Annotated in this window: 15 protein-coding genes and 2 pseudogenes; 7 read left to right on the top strand and 10 right to left on the bottom strand. The window is 49.7% G+C overall.

From position 1 onward, the window contains the following. Position 1: 1 nt before the first annotated feature. Entirely contained in the window at positions 2-751 is a 750-nt protein-coding gene (gene bamD, locus NL324_RS07755; RefSeq protein WP_253306992.1) for an outer membrane protein assembly factor BamD, read from the bottom strand. Positions 752-837: 86 nt separating this feature from the next. Between bamD and rluD the strand changes: the two genes are divergently transcribed. Next, the gene (gene rluD / locus NL324_RS07750) at positions 838-1,815 is read left to right on the top strand and encodes a 23S rRNA pseudouridine(1911/1915/1917) synthase RluD (protein WP_253306991.1); all 978 of its coding nucleotides are present in this window, start codon (positions 838-840) and stop codon (positions 1,813-1,815) included. Continuing rightward, the gene (gene pgeF, locus NL324_RS07745) at positions 1,812-2,573 is read left to right on the top strand and encodes a peptidoglycan editing factor PgeF (RefSeq protein WP_253307169.1); all 762 of its coding nucleotides are present in this window, start codon (positions 1,812-1,814) and stop codon (positions 2,571-2,573) included. Before rluD ends, pgeF begins: the two co-directional genes overlap by 4 nt. Before the next feature lie 280 nt (positions 2,574-2,853). Here the strand turns inward: pgeF and NL324_RS07740 are convergent, their stop codons facing one another. Further along, on the bottom strand, positions 2,854-3,426 hold the full coding sequence (locus NL324_RS07740) for a hypothetical protein (RefSeq protein WP_253306990.1): 573 nt from the start codon (positions 3,424-3,426) through the stop codon (positions 2,854-2,856). Between the two features lie 140 nt (positions 3,427-3,566). Further along, entirely contained in the window at positions 3,567-4,445 is an 879-nt protein-coding gene (locus NL324_RS07735) for a leucine-rich repeat domain-containing protein (RefSeq protein WP_253306989.1), read from the bottom strand. 424 nt (positions 4,446-4,869) lie between these two features. Here NL324_RS07735 and clpB point away from each other — a divergent pair, with 424 nt between their 5' ends. Both clpB and pssA read left to right on the top strand, forming a co-directional pair. Next, entirely contained in the window at positions 4,870-7,458 is a 2,589-nt protein-coding gene (gene clpB / locus NL324_RS07730) for an ATP-dependent chaperone ClpB (RefSeq protein ID WP_253306988.1), read from the top strand. 62 nt (positions 7,459-7,520) lie between these two features. Further along, positions 7,521-8,333 carry a CDP-diacylglycerol--serine O-phosphatidyltransferase gene (pssA, locus tag NL324_RS07725; RefSeq protein ID WP_253306987.1) on the top strand — a complete coding sequence of 271 codons (813 nt, stop codon included), beginning with the start codon at positions 7,521-7,523 and terminating at the stop codon, positions 8,331-8,333. 73 nt (positions 8,334-8,406) lie between these two features. Here the strand turns inward: pssA and NL324_RS07720 are convergent, their stop codons facing one another. The 7 genes and pseudogenes from NL324_RS07720 to NL324_RS08285 form a co-directional block, all read right to left on the bottom strand. Then, positions 8,407-9,219, bottom strand: coding sequence for an undecaprenyl-diphosphate phosphatase (locus NL324_RS07720; RefSeq protein ID WP_253306986.1), 813 nt, complete (start codon positions 9,217-9,219; stop codon positions 8,407-8,409). A 40-nt stretch (positions 9,220-9,259) separates the two neighbouring features. Next, positions 9,260-9,628 carry a dihydroneopterin aldolase gene (gene folB, locus NL324_RS07715; RefSeq protein ID WP_253306985.1) on the bottom strand — a complete coding sequence of 123 codons (369 nt, stop codon included), beginning with the start codon at positions 9,626-9,628 and terminating at the stop codon, positions 9,260-9,262. A 148-nt stretch (positions 9,629-9,776) separates the two neighbouring features. Then, on the bottom strand, positions 9,777-11,099 hold the full coding sequence (locus NL324_RS07710; protein ID WP_253306984.1) for an MFS transporter: 1,323 nt from the start codon (positions 11,097-11,099) through the stop codon (positions 9,777-9,779). Next, positions 11,092-12,120 carry a tRNA (adenosine(37)-N6)-threonylcarbamoyltransferase complex transferase subunit TsaD gene (gene tsaD / locus NL324_RS07705; protein ID WP_253307168.1) on the bottom strand — a complete coding sequence of 343 codons (1,029 nt, stop codon included), beginning with the start codon at positions 12,118-12,120 and terminating at the stop codon, positions 11,092-11,094. The genes NL324_RS07710 and tsaD overlap by 8 nt, the downstream gene beginning before the upstream one ends. A gap of 409 nt (positions 12,121-12,529) precedes the next feature. Continuing rightward, entirely contained in the window at positions 12,530-13,033 is a 504-nt protein-coding gene (locus tag NL324_RS07700) for a tetratricopeptide repeat protein (protein WP_253306983.1), read from the bottom strand. Then, positions 13,017-13,379 carry a tetratricopeptide repeat protein gene (locus NL324_RS07695; protein WP_436298266.1) on the bottom strand — a complete coding sequence of 121 codons (363 nt, stop codon included), beginning with the start codon at positions 13,377-13,379 and terminating at the stop codon, positions 13,017-13,019. Before NL324_RS07695 ends, NL324_RS07700 begins: the two co-directional genes overlap by 17 nt. Positions 13,380-13,418: 39 nt before the next feature. After that, positions 13,419-13,496 (bottom strand): annotated as a pseudogene (locus NL324_RS08285) (SEL1-like repeat protein); the annotation flags it as partial. 33 nt (positions 13,497-13,529) lie between these two features. Between NL324_RS08285 and NL324_RS08440 the strand changes: the two are divergent. From NL324_RS08440 to dnaG, 3 genes and pseudogenes are all read left to right on the top strand, one after another. After that, positions 13,530-13,682: pseudogene (locus tag NL324_RS08440) on the top strand (IS30 family transposase); the annotation flags it as partial. A 123-nt stretch (positions 13,683-13,805) separates the two neighbouring features. Next, positions 13,806-14,021: a 30S ribosomal protein S21 gene (gene rpsU / locus NL324_RS07690; protein ID WP_253306981.1), complete on the top strand. Its 216-nt coding sequence runs from the start codon at positions 13,806-13,808 to the stop codon at positions 14,019-14,021. Positions 14,022-14,155: 134 nt separating this feature from the next. Then, positions 14,156-15,919, top strand: coding sequence for a DNA primase (gene dnaG, locus NL324_RS07685; protein WP_253306980.1), 1,764 nt, complete (start codon positions 14,156-14,158; stop codon positions 15,917-15,919). The last annotated feature ends 24 nt before the right edge of the window (positions 15,920-15,943 follow it).

The raw sequence follows: 15,943 nt of genomic DNA, 5'->3' as shown, positions 1-15,943 counted from the left end.
ATCACCGCACTGCTTGGTTGGAAGCAGCATTAGCTCGAATCAGTCGCTCAATCTGAGCGGCTGCCACCGGTCGTTGAAGTTGTTGGTAAGCCTGCTGCAACAGCGGCAGCGCTTGACGGGTAGCGACGGTGTCTGGAAACTCTTGTAACATTTGTACCACCCGATTAGCGACTGCCACTGGGGCCTCTCGTTGATGGTAATAGGTCGCCACGGCCAACTCATGACGTGCCAGCGTCTGCTTTAAAGCGGTTAAACGCTGCCAGGCGGCGGCGGCATAAGGGCTTCTGGGATATTGGATGACTAGCGTTTTAAAATCCTCGAACGCTTGCTGTGTATTGCTATTATCACGATCCGCGCGATCAATACGACACAAACGCTGCAGTAGGTTATCATCTAGCGCTAAGCCTACCAGGCCGCGCATGTAAAGGACATAATCCATCTGAGGATGGGTGCTATTTAAACGCATAAAGCGTTCGCTCATGGTTTGTGCCAGAGCCCATTCCCTAGCTTGGTAGTAAGCGTAGAGTAGGTCCAGTTGGACTTGCTGGGCGTAGGGTCCGTAAGGATAGCGATTATCTAAGCCCTCTAGCTGCGTGATGGCGCCTCGAAAGTCCTGTTGTTGTAATTTTTGCTGGGCGCTGGCGTATAGCTCAGCAATAGGCTGATCAGGGAGCTCTTTAGAAGAGGAGGCACAACCGCTGAGCAATAGCGTCAGGCTGCAGAGTGCCAGCAATTTTTTTAGTCTGTGCATAGCGTCATTAGGGTTACCATCAACAATGGGTCCTGGTATTCTAAACACTCTTCCCGATAAAAGCTAAGGTTAAGCGACACTGCTTCATGAACCAGTCGATAGAAGGGGCCTCCGTGGTTCCCATAGCCCTCGCTGGGCAGCGCTTAGATCAGATTGCAGCGACCCTGTTTCCCGATTATTCGCGCTCCCGTCTTAAAGAGTGGATTCTGCAAGGGCAGCTTTTAGTAGATGGCCTGGTGGTTGAACGACCCCGCTCGCGGCTCTGGGGGGGTGAACAGCTCACGCTACAGGCACAGGTAGCGCCCGAGAGACGTTGGGAAGTGGAAACGTTGCCACTAGAGATTATTGACCAAGATGAACATATCGTGGTGCTCAACAAACCGCGTGGTCTGGTGGTCCACCCCGGTGCTGGTAACCCGGCAGGGACGCTGCTAAATCGCTTGCTCTATCATTTTCCAGAGTGTGCTTTAGTGCCACGGGCGGGTATTGTTCATCGGTTGGATCGTGATACCAGTGGCTTGATGGTGGTTGCCAAAACATTGGTGGCGCAGACACAGTTAGTCGCCGCGTTACAAGCGCGCACGGTGACGCGTGAGTATCAATCGATTGTAGTAGGAAGTCTGATCGGGGGGGGCAGTGTGTCACAACCGATAGGACGGCACCCCCGGCATCGCACCCAGATGGCGATTCACCCTTTGGGGAAACCAGCCACTACCCACTATCGAATCCTCGAGCGTTTTCGTGCCCATACCCATCTACAGCTACAGCTAGAGACCGGGCGGACCCACCAGATCCGAGTGCATATGGCCTCTCTGAATCATCCCCTCGTGGGGGATCCCCTCTATGGAGGGCGTGCCCGCCTCCCCAAAGGGGCCTCGGACGATCTACGGCAAATTTTACAGGATTTCAAATGGCAAGCGCTGCACGCCACTCGGTTGCAGTTAACCCATCCTGTCACTGGCCTCCTCTTACAGTGGCAACTGCCGCTACCGGCAGAGATGTTGAGGCTACTGCAGGTTTTACGCACTGACACGCAAAATTTCGAGGCGCTACAGCGATGGTGATTCCATTGATAGTACCTGATTGGCCGGCTACTGCCAACCTGGTGGCCTATACCACCACTCGTCAGGGCGGGGTGAGTCAGGGGCCTTATAGCAGCTTTAATCTATCGCACGCGGTGGGTGATGATCCGCCGGCGGTGCGGGAGAATCGCCAAAGGCTCCTGCAACACATTGAACTGCCTGGCGAATGGATTGAATTAGCACAGGTGCATGGCACCCGCTGTGTGGTGCTGGATGGCCAGCCACTGACTGATCGTCGTGCTGATGGCGCCTATAGCCGAACCCCCGGTTGTGTCTGTAGTGTGTTGACTGCGGACTGTTTGCCACTATTGCTGTGCTCGAAAGCGGGGGATGAGGTGGCTGCAGTCCATGCGGGTTGGCGAGGATTGGCAGCGGGGATTATTGAAGCGACGTTGGAGCATTTTCAGAGTGCTACCACTCAGTTATTGGTATGGTTAGGTCCCGCGATTGGCCCGCAGGCTTTTGCCGTGGATGAGCAGGTGCGTGCTGCCTTTTTGGCCAATCATCCAGAGGCGTCGGTGGCTTTTGTGGATCAAGCCGCGGGCTATTGGGCTGATCTGTATCAACTGGCGCGTCAGCGTTTACAGGCGGCGGGGATCCCTACTCAGCAGATCACCGGTGGCCACTGCTGCACCTTTAACGAAGGTGAGCGTTTTTTCTCCTATCGTCGTGATGGTGTCACTGGCCGCATGGCAAGCGTGATTAGCTTTAAATCGTCTACCGATTATCAGGAAACCTGACTTGAGCGAGTCACTGGGCGACAAAGCGTGTCTAGTAATAAAAGTAATCGAACTGCTCTAGAGCTGGGGGCATGACCCGTAGGATTATAGGAGGCCATGGACTGTAACATCCGGTCAGAATATTTGAAAAAGCTAGCGTTATAGTGATTGTGATTGAAAAATTTTATCGCATACGGTTTATTGACAGTCAGCGGTCGGTTTTTTTCTAGTTCGACGCATATTGGATTATAGCATAAATCAATAAATTTTAAATTTTTAGGTTCCAATGTTTCGATCACGGCTAAGCTTTTTTGTCTATTTCATTATTGGCTAAGTATAGACGCTCAATGTTTGGGAAGATGGTTAACAATTTTTTAAGTTCTTTTATTTTATTGTTATTGATCTTAAGAACAGTAACCTTTTTTAAGTCACATTTTTTAAAACCACTTAGTTGGTTCCATGATAATGACAAATGCTCTAAATTGGGCAAGTTAATATTATTTATTTTTTTTATTTTACAATCATTGAGTTTTAATCTTTTCAATTTTTTCAGCTTATTAATGAAAGCAATGGATTGAATATTTTTTTTGCTAAAATCAGCTGATTCCAAATCAGAAAGCCATTGAATGATTAGTTTTTCAGGAAACTTAGAGACTGTAAAATTTGATAAATCAATCTGTTTTGGATGACTGCCAATGGCTGTAGCGATCGACTGAAGTATTTGATATCCTGATGCTTTTTCTTGAGGTTTCAGCCGGTTTAGCCACTGCTGAGCCTCTTTTTGAAATAGGGTATCATTCAGATCGCTAGAAGCTATTTTTGGATTTCTAAACCAATTCAAAAAATACTTATTTTTTGAAAAAAAAGGTAGCATGTGAACCCCTGAATGATTCATTATAAAAATGACTAGATTATCTAACCAAAGAGCTGATTCTCTTCCATCTAGCTCAGTAAGCAGTTTTATAATTTTTGTATAAAGAATGGCAGAGGTTCATGCATAATAACCTCTATACTTTATTGTTTAAACAGATAGTGACAGGGTTCTGATCTAGCCCAGGGCGTACTCTGTTTTCTGCTATGACCCACGGTGGTATTAATATTGTGATAGACTGAACTGGCGTGTCTCATATTTTTTAAATGATAGAGATAATAGGAGTCAAAAGATTGGGGTTCCGAAAAATTTATTTTACATAAATGACTGTAAGCTAATAAACGTTTTTTGGTTTTTTCATTGATTGGATTAAAGGTTAAATCAATAAATTTTATACCGTGTGCTAGGAGTGAATTTATTCCAATATCCTGTTTTATCTGGTTATTAGATAAGGTTAGTTTCATCAAACTTGGAAAGGGAGCACTGAATATTTTAAGATTTTTTATTTTATTGTTATTAAGCCTAAGACAAGCCACTTTTTTAAAATGACAGTTCTTAAAATTACTTAATTGATTGTCTGATAATTCTAAATGTTTCAAATAGGTTAAGTTAATAGAACTTATTTTTTTTATTTGACAGTTGTTCATTTGCAAGTACTGCAAATGGGTCAACTGATTGATAAAACCAACCGATTGAAGCTTATGGTTACTGAAATTAGCTGATTGTAAATGTGGTAGCCATTGAACGATAAGTTTTTTAGGAAATTTAGAGACCGAAAATTTTGATAAATCAATCTGTTTTGGATGACTTTTAATAGCCTTAGCGATACGCCTAATGATTTGACGTCCTGCTGCTTGTTCTTCAAGTGTTAGAGAGCTTAGCCACTGCTGAGATTGCTTTTGGAATACTGCATCAGTAAGATCGCTATCAGCTATTTTGGGTACTATCTTGTCAGTAAACCAGTTTAAAAAACCCTTAAGTTTTGTAAAAAAACGTAGTAGATGATACCTCTGATTATTCATTTTACAAGGTCCTAGATAATTTAACCAAATAGGGTTCTCTTTTCTGTTTAAATCAGTGATAAACCTTATACTGTTGGGTACAACACTCTCTAATGAGCACGCTACTCTCTCTAAGCGTGCTTGAATCGCTACCAGTCATGAGGAGCACCGCCCACCACCGGCTCCTTTATCTCTGGTAGCCACCATAACAAGTTTTTAAACAAAAAAAACAAAAAATAATTTTTAAGATTAATTTTTTAACAAATTTAATAAAAAATCAGTGAGGGGCTCGACAGAGGAGGCGTCTCGTGCAATGCGGCTCCTAAGGCCAGCGGCGATCCCTCGGCCATCATGGACAAGACTCCGTAGTGCTTTTATCCCTTGCAAATGCCGCCTCTATCCCTCATCTTCTTTCCTATACCCCTTAGATTTTTCAGGAGGCCGCATGCGTTTTGATCGATTGACCACCTCATTTCAGTCAGCGCTAGCAGAGGCACAATCGCTAGCACTAGGCAATGAACAGCAGTTTATTGAACCATTACATCTGTTCTCAGTCCTACTCAAGCAACCTGGGGGCACCGTTTATCCCCTCCTGCTGACCGCCGGGGTCGATGCATCGGCCCTGCAACAGGCCGTTGCACAAGCAGTGAAGCAGCTGCCGCAGGTGCAGGGGGTTGGTGGTGATTTACAACCCTCACAAGCACTGATACGGCTACTTAACCTCTGTGATAAGTTGGCACAGCAGCGCGGTGATCAATTTATAGCTTCTGAGCTACTAGTCTTGGCGGCTATGGAAGAGCGCGGGATCTTGCAAGATCTCCTGAAAAAGAGTGGAGCAACCAGCGCCGCCATCACCGCCGCTATTGAGCAGATCCGTGGAGGTGCTCCTGTGCAATCGGCCAATGCCGAGGAGCAACGACAAGCACTACAAAAATATACCGTCGACTTAACTGCGCAGGCAGAGCAGGGCAAACTCGATCCGGTGATTGGGCGTGATGAGGAGATCCGCCGTACCATTCAGGTCTTGCAGCGCCGTACCAAAAATAATCCAGTGTTGATTGGTGAGCCAGGGGTTGGTAAAACCGCGATTGCCGAAGGATTAGCCCAACGGATTATCAATGGCGAAGTGCCTGAAGGGCTGAAAGGACGACGGGTACTCGCACTAGATATGGGAGCCTTAGTGGCTGGTGCCAAGTATCGAGGCGAGTTTGAGGAGCGCTTAAAAGCGGTGTTAAGCGAGCTCTCTAAAGAGGCGGGACGGGTGATCCTGTTTATTGATGAGTTACACACGGTGGTGGGTGCTGGTAAAACTGAAGGGGCTATGGATGCGGGCAATATGTTGAAACCGGCCCTGGCACGGGGTGAGCTGCATTGTGTCGGTGCAACAACTTTACAGGAGTACCGTCAATATATTGAAAAAGATCCAGCGCTGGAGCGCCGTTTTCAAAAAGTTTACGTTGCTCAACCGTCGGTGGAAGATACCGTGGCTATTTTACGCGGTTTAAAGGAGCGCTATGAGCTGCACCATCATGTGCAGATCACCGATCCGGCGATTGTAGCGGCCGCGTCACTCTCCCAGCGTTATATCAGCGATCGTCAATTGCCTGATAAAGCCATCGATTTAATTGATGAAGCCGCCTCCAGTATCCGTATGCAGATAGACTCCAAACCAGAAGCGCTTGATCGCTTGGAGCGGCGGATTATTCAGCTGAAGTTAGAGCAGCAAGCACTGACTAAGGAAACGGATGAAGCCAGTCGTCAACGACTACAGCAGCTCAATGAGTCACTACAACAAAAGGAGCGTGAATTTTCTGAGCTAGAGGAGATTTGGACAGCGGAAAAAGCGCGATTATCAGGTGCCCAAACTATTAAAACGGAGCTAGAGCAGGCGCGTACCGCTTTAGAGCAGGCCCGGCGTGCGGGTGATTTAGCACGGATGTCGGAGTTGCATTATGGACGGATCCCCGAACTCGAGAGACGTTTAGTGGAGGCCACTAAAGAAGAGGGGGCGCCGATGCAGCTGCTGCGGAATCGGGTAACTGAGCAGGAAATTGCTGAAGTCTTGTCCCGTTGGACCGGCATTCCGGTAGCCCGCATGCTGGAGGGGGAACGGGCTAAACTACTACGGATGGAGGAGGTACTGCATCAGCGCATTATTGGTCAAGCTGAGGCAGTCACTGCAGTCGCCAATGCCATTCGACGCAGTCGTGCTGGACTCTCCGATCCCAATCGCCCGATTGGCTCTTTTCTATTTTTAGGACCGACGGGTGTAGGCAAAACCGAGCTGTGCAAGGGATTGGCTCATTTTCTATTTGATAGTGATGAAGCTATGGTGCGTTTGGACATGTCAGAATTTATGGAGAAACATTCGGTCTCCCGCTTGATAGGGGCCCCACCCGGCTATGTGGGGTATGAAGCGGGCGGCTATTTAACCGAAGCAGTCCGCCGTCGCCCCTATGCCGTCATTCTATTGGATGAATTGGAAAAGGCGCATAGTGATGTCTTTAATATTCTGCTGCAGATCTTAGAGGATGGTCGTTTGACAGATGGACAAGGTCGTACAGTCGATTTTCGTAATACCGTGGTGGTAATGACCTCTAACTTAGGTGCTGAGATGATCCAAGCACAGCTCGGCACCGCCGACTCACTGAGCCGGCTCTCGGCCATAAAAAGCGCTGTGTTAGAGGAGGTGGCGAGCCATTTCCGTCCCGAATTCATCAATCGGATTGATGAACTAGTGGTGTTTCACCCGCTGGCGGCTGAACACCTGCAGCAGATTGCCCGGCTACAGATGCAGCGGCTCTGTCAACGCTTGGCGACTCAGGGCTATCAAATTGAAGCGAGCGAGGCTTTAATCAGCTATTTAGCCTCAGCAGGATTTGATGCTCGGTACGGTGCCCGACCCCTAAAACGCTTATTGCAACAGCGTGTTGAGAACCCCTTGGCACAGCAGATCTTGGCCGGCAAGTTACTCCCGGACCAACCGATTTTGCTGACTCAGGTAGCAGGCAAGCTTGAGATCCACCAAGCTTAGGGTATCCTGTTCGCTGTCAGTGCCATCAACCCTACAGTAGAGAAAGTAGAGAGAACCGATCAATGCAGCCCTTCATACCAGTCAGAAGCCGCGGGATTTACCTGCTGCCTAATTTATTAACAACCGCCAGTCTGTTCTCTGGTTTTTATGCGGTGATTGCCGCCATGAACCAACACTTTGAGGCTGCTGCTGTGGCTATTTTTGTTGCCATGGTCTGGGATGGTTTAGATGGCCGCGTGGCCCGTTTAATGAATGCCCAGAGTGCCTTTGGCGCACAGTATGATAGCTTATCCGATATGGTCTCCTTTGGGATTGCGCCGGCATTGGTTGCCTATCAATGGACGCTCTCTGGTTTAGGGAAACTGGGATGGTTAGTCGCTTTTATCTATGCTGCCGGGACAGCGTTACGGCTGGCACGGTTTAATCTACAACTTGATGCTGACGATAAACGCTATTTTCAAGGGTTATGCTGTCCTGCAGCGGCTGCCACCCTGGCTGGGATGATCTGGACTGGCCAGAATTATCAGATTGATCCGACACACTGCTCAGTGTTGACCGCGGTGGTGACTGTGCTACTGGGCCTATTCATGGTCTCCAATTTTCGCTACCGCAGTTTTAAAGATTTAGAGTGGCGGCATCATGTCTCTTTTTTGATGGTGTTATTGGTAGTTATGCTGTTTGTCATCGTCTCATTAAGCCCTCCACTGGTCCTGTTGGCAGGCTTTGCCAGCTATGCCTTATCGGGTCCGATCATCACCTATCGTACCACGCGCAAGATGACCATGGAACATGTGGTGGGAGATGCCGATGAACGTTTTTATGAGGGTGAAATCGATGAAGAGGCTGCTGCTGCCAAAGAGTCTGATGAGCCTTAAATCGCTATCAATGGGGCATTCGTCATCACAGGAAACTGTCAGCCTGTACCTGAAAAAATTGTGCTAGATGTTTTTAGTGCCCTGAATAGAGCAGGCCATAGAGGAGCGCTGCCAGCAGTAAACGGTACCAAGCAAAGGGCAGCAGCGTCACGCGTTGTAGTAAGCGTAAGGCCAGACGGATGGTTAAGCAGGAGAGTAGACAGGCGCTACACAACCCAGCAACTAACAGGGGGATCTGCTGAGGTTGCAGCCCCGGCCACTGCTTGAACAGATCGAGGCCACTGGCACCGATCATCATCGGGACAGCCAGTAGGAAAGAGAACTCAATCGCCACGCTCCGCTCTAGACCGACTAGCATCGCCCCTGCAATGGTGGCGCCTGATCGAGAGAAGCCAGGCCATAAAGCCAAGCATTGGAAACAGCCAATGGCTAAGGCTTGTCGATAGCGGAGCATCGATAACGGTTGGATACTTTTTTTAATCGGTAGCCACTCGGCTGAGATCAGCAGGAGTGAGCCCGCCAGCAATCCATAGAGCACAGTTTCTGGTGTAAACAGCAGCTTAATCGGCTGGTAAAAACAGCCGCCGACCAGTGCAGTGGGAGCGATCCCCAGCAGCAAATGCAAGCCATGCAGCTGCCCTGATCGCGGAATAATCGCTGGCCAGTCGCGTGGTATCAGCTGGAGAATACGGGGCCAAAAGTGGATGGTGATGGCGAGGATAGCCCCTAGTTGGACTACCACATTAAAGAGGGCGGCTAAAGGGCCCTGAAATCCAAGCAGATGGCCCGCCAAGATCAAATGGCAGCTGGAAGAGATCGGAAAAAATTCGGTCAAGCCTTCAATAGCGCCTAATAGCAGTGCTGTGAGCAGGGAGGGTTCACTCATGGCCCGCTCCCCTTGAAAAAGCTAACCCTAGCCGATGATCTTAGTACGAACTGCATGGCGTGTGGCTCCGTTCAATGGTCACCCCCACACTTTGGGCATCGGCGAGTGCACGGGGTTTAGTGACGGTAATCTTCACCCAGGCTAGAGGAAATTGCTGGAGTAGCCGTTCAGCTACCTCTTCAGCCACCCGCTCAATCAACAAGAAACGGTTCTGTTGTAGATAGCTGGTCACAGAAGCTGCCACGGCATCATAGTTGACACTCTGGGTGAGATCATCTTGTAAGGCGGCTTGGTGGAGATCACACCCCAGTTGTAGATCCAGCAGCAATGGCTGACGAATCGCCTGCTCCCAAGGATAGAAGCCAATCGTTGTCAGTACCTTTAATTGGTTAATCAAGATGCTATCCATCGTCTACCGGCTATCCTCGTTCATAGGGCTTGGTGGGTTATTATAATTGATCAGGCACGGTTTGCAGGCTTTGATGATGAGAAGCCGGCGATCAATCCTGTTAGCAGGTGCGGGGATAAATTTTTCAGGAACGGATGAACACGAGCAATCACCGTTCCTGTAGGCCACTGCTCTTTTGTAATGTAGCGGTGATAGCGCACAGCAACAGCAACGAAGGCAGCGTCAGCAGGGTCATTCCGGCAAAGAAAGCAGACCAGCCGAACTGCTGCACTAGATAACCCGACAGGGCTGGCAAGATCGCCCGAGATAAGCCCATCATCGACGTGAAAAAAGCGTATTGCGTTGCCCGAAATTGCCCCTTACAGAGGGAAGCGATAAAAGCAATATAAGCGGCCATCACCATGCCGCCGGTGAGGCTTTCAAAGCCAATAGTGATAAACAGGAGCAGCAGCTGTTTACTATAAACGATGTGAACAATAAACAGACAGTGGGCGAAGGCATGGAGCCCCCCAAACAGTAATAAGCAGATCAGCAGACTCTTTTTTTTCATAATCCAGCTAGCGATGAATCCTCCTACAATAGCCGCACTGATCCCAAAAAATTTGCCGACGCTGGCGATCTCCAAGGCACCATAGCCGTGAGTCAGTAAAAAAGGGTTGATCATCGTGCCAATAAAATTATCCGGCAACCGATAAAGCACTAAGAATAGCAAGATCAGCCCGATGGTGGTGGTAGAGCCGACCGGTTGTAAAACAGCGTGGATAAACTGATCAACATGCTGTCGTAGCGTCATGGGGGGATCGGCCTCTGCGATACGGGGGCTAGGTTCCCGGCTGGTCCGCTGGTTGGATCCCCGTGCCGGGGATAACCAACCCAGTGCTGCCCAAAAAAGGGCAGCCAGCAGCAGGATAACCCAGGCACACCCTTGATAAATCGAGTGCCAGCTCAAGGTTTTTGAAAGATAAATAGCCCCAGAGCCTGATAAGACCATCCCGATACGGTAGCCAAAAATATAGATCCCGGCTGCCGGGCCTTGAGCCGATGAGTCGAGCAGCTCAGTTTTTAATGCTCCTAGTATGGTATCTTGCGCAGCACTGAACCAGGCTACCAGAAAACTAACCCCAGCAAATAGCGGTAGATTGCTGGCGGGGGTTAACAGGCTTAGTAACATAACTGAAGTAATTAATAACAACTGGGTTAAACCTATCCAAGCCATGCGTGGCCCTAAGCGGTGACCCAACCTGCCCAGTGCACAGGTATCAAAAAGGGGAGCGTACAAAAAATTAATTGAATAAGGGAGTAGTACCAAGGAGAAGGCCCCGATAACGGGTAAGCTGACAGCTTCTTGGCACAACCAGAAGTTGAGGGTACTACCAGTCAGCATCAGGGTAAAGCCACTCATCAGACCAAATAAGCTGAGAGTCAATAATTGTGGGGTAGTGAGCGGAGTGGGTAAAGGGGTGTCATTCATAGCCGGGTGGATGTTGCTCAGCTAATGGCCAGCGCGGATAGATTGTGATGCCCATCGCTGCGGGTGAAGGTTTTTGAGCCCGTAAACGTACGGCACCCGCGTAGGCGATCATGGCGCCATTATCAGTACACAGATCGAGTCGGGGATAAAAAACCTGGCCGCCACGTTGTTGCATTAAGTGTGCGAGCTGCTCACGTAAGGCTTGATTGGCGCTGACACCACCTGAGACCACTAAGCGATTGAGTCCACACTGCTCTAGTGCCCGCCGGCATTTAATCACTAAGGTCTCGACCACGGCACTTTGAAACGCCTGTGCAATATCGGCACGAGTCTGCTGTGAGTTGTCGGCGGTGCGGATAGTGGTCGCTACGGCAGTTTTTAAGCCAGAAAAGCTGAAATCGAGTCCCGGACGGTCGGTCATCGGTCGTGGCAACTGAAAACGGTGGGGCCGCCCTTGTAAGGCGAGTTGCGCCAGTTGCGCTCCACCCGGATAACCTAATCCCAGTAATTGAGCCGTTTTGTCGAAGGCCTCTCCCGCGGCATCATCCAGTGATTCACCGAGTAGTTGATAAACGCCAAGCTGGGTCACCTGTACCAATTGAGTATGCCCCCCGGAGACCAGCAAGGCTAAAAAGGGAAATTCTGGAGCGGGAGACTCCAACATTGGGGCCAGTAGATGGCCCTCTAGATGGTGTATCGAGAGGAGCGGCAGCTGCCAAGCAAAGGCCAAGGCTGTTGCAATACTAGCGCCCACGAGGAGAGCGCCAGCCAGTCCTGGGCCAGCGGTATAGGCAATCCCATGGAGAGCAGCAGCGCTGCAGCCCGCTGCTTGTAGGGCCGCTTGGATCAAGGGGAGAACCTGACGGCTATGATCACGAGAAGCTAACTCAGGAACGACGCCTCCATAATCAGCATGTATGGCTGCTTGGCTAGCTATCAGGTTGCTCAGTAGGCCACGCTGGGTATCATAGATCGCAATCCCGGTATCATCACAAGAGGTCTCAAGGCCGAGCACGCACAGGCTTGGGTGCTGTTCAGCAGCGCTAGCCCCTAGGTATAGGGCACTATCCTCCACAGATCCTCCAGAGAGCAGTTCATGATGGCCAATCAGCACGGTCTAGCCCAGCCACTGCTGGATGAACCCAATCAGTGCAATAAGCTATTGATTGAGAAGTGAGCCAACGATCACTGCATTTCGCAGTGCTTACGCTCTGCAATAGGCGCCTGTCATAAAGCGTCAAAACGAACACCCATGACTCTGTACTCAGGGGGCAAAGATAGCAGATTGCAGCGCTTGACCGCAAAGGATTTTCACAACACAACCTCTCTCAGGAGATCGCTGTAGATCATCGTTTGGTTTTACGTGAACTAAAAGATCATTCGAGATCAGGCGTATACTGTTGTCTTGCTTGCCATGCTGTCCTCATTCTTTACCTTTGAAAACAAGGTGTGCACGCATTCAAGGGCAGATCAACCTGTTTTGTCAGTGGTTTTTTACCATCCCAACGTTTAGATAGACGCAGCGCCTCCAGGCGTTTTTTCGCACCCTCATCACCATGAGTAGAGGCTTCCAAGTACCAATAGACTGCTGTTGCATCACTTTTTGACACCCCTCGGCCAGTTTCATACATGATCCCGAGATTGTATTGTGCCGATGCGTAGCCCTGCTCCGCTGCTTTACGAAACCATTGGGTAGCCAGTTTATAATCTTTTGGCACCCCTAGGCCACCGTCGTAAACAGCTCCAAGATTATTTTGTGCTGGCGCGTCGCCCTGTTGTGCTGCTTTTTGAAACCACTCGATAGCCACTGTGTAATCCTTGGGTACACCTTGACCAGTGGTATACATAAATCCGAGGAGACCTTGTGCCGGAGCATAACCCTGCTCCGCTGCTTTATGAAACCACTGGGTAGCCGCTTTATAATCTTTCGGCACCCCTTGACCATCCTTCGTGCATCACTCCAAGATTGTACTGCGCTGGCGCGCAGTCCTGTTGTGCTGCTTTTTGCAGCCACTCGATAGCCACTGTGTAATCCTTTGGGACCCCTTGACCAGTTGTATACATGATCCCGAGATTACATTGTGCTGTTGCATGGCCCTGCTCAGCTGCTTGACGGAACCACTGGGTAGCCATTTTATAATCTTTTGGCACCCCTAGGCCACCGTCGTACATAAGTCCAAGATTATACTGCGCTAGCGCGTAGCCCTGTTCTGCTGCTTTTTGCAGCCACTCGATAGCTACAGTGTAATCCTTTGGTGTACCTTGACCAGTAGCATACATAAATCCGAGGCGGCCTTGTGCCGGAGCATAGCCCTGCTCTGCTGCTTTTCCATACCACATCGCAGCCGCTAGATTATCTTTTGTAACCCCATCGCCATTTTCATACATCACTCCAAGGTTGTATTGAGCGCAAGAAAAACCTTTTTCTGCCGCTGCTGGCCTAAAAAAATGCGAATGGGCTCACTGGATAAACAGGCCGTTAGAGATATGGAATTACGGCTTAATATGACTCCAAGAAAAGTTCTTAAGGGCTTAACACCAATAGAAGTTTATACTGGACGCCGTGTTGCGCTTATTGCGTGAATCCAGCCTTTGGTCGTTCCTTTACAAACGCAGCAGTGCTGCGCTAAAATGAGATCTTTAAATTGAGCACTCAAACTGCGTGTTAGCAATTTAACGCGTTAGGCTCTTAAATGAGGTTAAACCATGCCGGTAATTAAAGTCCGTGAAAATGAACCCTTCGACGTGGCCTTACGGCGCTTTAAGCGCTCGTGTGAAAAGGCTGGGATTCTGTCGGAGGTACGGCGCCGAGAATTCTATGAAAAACCCACCACTGAACGCAAGCGGGCCAAAACAGCCGCTGTCAAACGGCATATCAAAAAGCTAGCCCGCAAAAATGCCCGCCATACACGGTTATACTGATCCCGCAGAGCGTTAAGGTTCAAGCACTCCTAGACCAGACAAAACAAGGTAAGTTCTCCCTGTAAAAGGCTTGTGATCGGCGGCGTGCCGTTATCCAATGGTCTGCTAACCGTAGGCAAACAGTATGAGGTGACATGGCTGGCCAGATCCCTCGTGGGTTCATTGATCAACTATTATCGCAAACTGATCTCGTTGAGGTCGTGGATGCCCGGGTCAAGCTAAAAAAACAGGGTAAGGACTATTACGCGCGCTGTCCATTCCATACGGAGAAAAGTGCGTCGTTTACCGTGAGTGGTGACAAGCAGTTTTATCACTGTTTTGGGTGCGGTGCCAACGGCAACGCCCTCGGCTTTTTGATGGCGTTGGATAAACTCTCTTTCCCTGAAGCCGTGGAAGAGTTGGCATTACGAGCGGGTTTAACCGTCCCCAGGGAAACAACGGCGGCACACCTTGAAAACCGACAGCCAGCACGTCAACAGCTCTATCAGCTGCTAGAGCAACTGGCGGTCTACTACCAAGAGGCGCTGGCTCAGCCTTCAGGTCAGCCGGTCCGTGATTATTTACAGAGACGAGGCTTAACAGCAGCCGTGATACAACGGTTCAGGTTGGGGTTTGCTGATTCAGGGTGGGAGCGAATCAGTCGACGTTTTGGTGGTAAGGCTGCTGATCGCCAGCTATTAAGTAGCGCTGGAATGCTAGTAGAAGATTCTCAGGGGCGCTGTTATGATCGCTTCCGTAACCGGTTGCTATTTCCCATTCGTAATGCCCGCGGCCAGGTCATTGCCTTTGGGGGGCGAGTATTGGATCAAGGGACTCCAAAATACCTGAATTCGCCAGAGACCCAACTATTTCATAAAAGTCGCACGGTGTATGGTCTCTATGAACTACGACAACTAGAGCCTAATCCGCCGCAGATACTGGTCGTAGAGGGGTATCTGGATCTCCTCTCGCTGGCCCAATTTGGGATTAATCATGCCGTCGCCTCCTTGGGCACCGCGACCACTGCTGAACAGATAGCGCAACTACTACGCATCACGGATACATTAATTTTTTGTTATGATGGCGATAACGCGGGTCGTGAAGCGGCTTGGCGGGCGCTAGAGACCGCTTTACCACAGCTGCAGGATGGGGTGCAGCTAAAGTTTATGTTCTTACCTCAGGGGGAGGATCCGGATAGTTTGATCCAACAACGGGGCGTGGAAGCCTTTCAAGCTTGTCTGCAGCAGGCAGAAGATCTCTCCAGTTTTCTGTTTTCCAGCCTGTTGCAGCAGGTTGACTTGAGTACCCCGGATGGTCGTGCGCGACTCAGTGCCCGGGCACTGCCTTTGCTGAACCGCGTTCCAGGAGAAGCATTACGAATGTCCTTGCGGGAGCAGTTAGGGAGCAAACTAGGGCTGTTGGATGAGCGACAACTAGAACGGCTGTTACCAAAACAGTCACCGCCGTCTGCTCTTCAGTATCAACCGCCACGGCTGAAACGGACCCCGATGCGGCTGCTGGTAGCACTACTGGTTCAGAATCCCCAGTTAGCCCAGCAAGTGCCCGAGACAATTAGCACGGCACTCAGTGTCCAATTACCGGGGTTATCCCTGTTTAAGGCTCTGCTCCCCTACTGCAGGGCCCATTCTGAGGTGACAACGGGGCAGCTGCTGGGCTACTGGCAGTCGCATCGGGTGTTCAGACAGCTTGAAACGTTGGCTATTTGGGACCACATGATTGATCATGAGCATATTGCTGAGACTTTTATTGATATGCTTTACCATGTTTATACCCAATTAATTGAGCAGCGCATGGATCAGTTGATTGCTAAAGATCGCCAAGCGCAGTTAAGTCAGGAGGAACGAAGTGAGTATGTCCGATTGCTAGCCATCGCTAAAAAAGTCGATCCACTATCATAAAGCTTAGCCTTGATGCAATCGGTT

The sequence above is a fragment of the unidentified bacterial endosymbiont genome (assembly GCF_918320885.1).
GTDB lineage: Bacteria > Pseudomonadota > Gammaproteobacteria > Enterobacterales.
This window is presented reverse-complemented; position numbering and strand designations above follow the sequence as displayed.

Excerpts from the sequence above, each read along its gene's own strand:
- folB (WP_253306985.1), bottom strand. The coding sequence starts at position 9,628 with ATGGATAGCATCTTGATTAACCAATTAAAGGTACTGACAACGATTGGC.
- rluD (WP_253306991.1), top strand. The coding sequence starts at position 838 with ATGAACCAGTCGATAGAAGGGGCCTCCGTGGTTCCCATAGCCCTCGCT.
- pssA (WP_253306987.1), top strand. The coding sequence starts at position 7,521 with ATGCAGCCCTTCATACCAGTCAGAAGCCGCGGGATTTACCTGCTGCCT.
- dnaG (WP_253306980.1), top strand. The coding sequence starts at position 14,156 with ATGGCTGGCCAGATCCCTCGTGGGTTCATTGATCAACTATTATCGCAA.
- NL324_RS07695 (WP_436298266.1), bottom strand. The coding sequence starts at position 13,379 with ATGTATGCTACTGGTCAAGGTACACCAAAGGATTACACTGTAGCTATC.
- NL324_RS07740 (WP_253306990.1), bottom strand. The coding sequence starts at position 3,426 with ATGCTACCTTTTTTTTCAAAAAATAAGTATTTTTTGAATTGGTTTAGA.
- clpB (WP_253306988.1), top strand. The coding sequence starts at position 4,870 with ATGCGTTTTGATCGATTGACCACCTCATTTCAGTCAGCGCTAGCAGAG.
- NL324_RS07720 (WP_253306986.1), bottom strand. The coding sequence starts at position 9,219 with ATGAGTGAACCCTCCCTGCTCACAGCACTGCTATTAGGCGCTATTGAA.
- bamD (WP_253306992.1), bottom strand. The coding sequence starts at position 751 with ATGCACAGACTAAAAAAATTGCTGGCACTCTGCAGCCTGACGCTATTG.
- NL324_RS07710 (WP_253306984.1), bottom strand. The coding sequence starts at position 11,099 with ATGAATGACACCCCTTTACCCACTCCGCTCACTACCCCACAATTATTG.
- rpsU (WP_253306981.1), top strand. The coding sequence starts at position 13,806 with ATGCCGGTAATTAAAGTCCGTGAAAATGAACCCTTCGACGTGGCCTTA.
- NL324_RS07735 (WP_253306989.1), bottom strand. The coding sequence starts at position 4,445 with ATGAATAATCAGAGGTATCATCTACTACGTTTTTTTACAAAACTTAAG.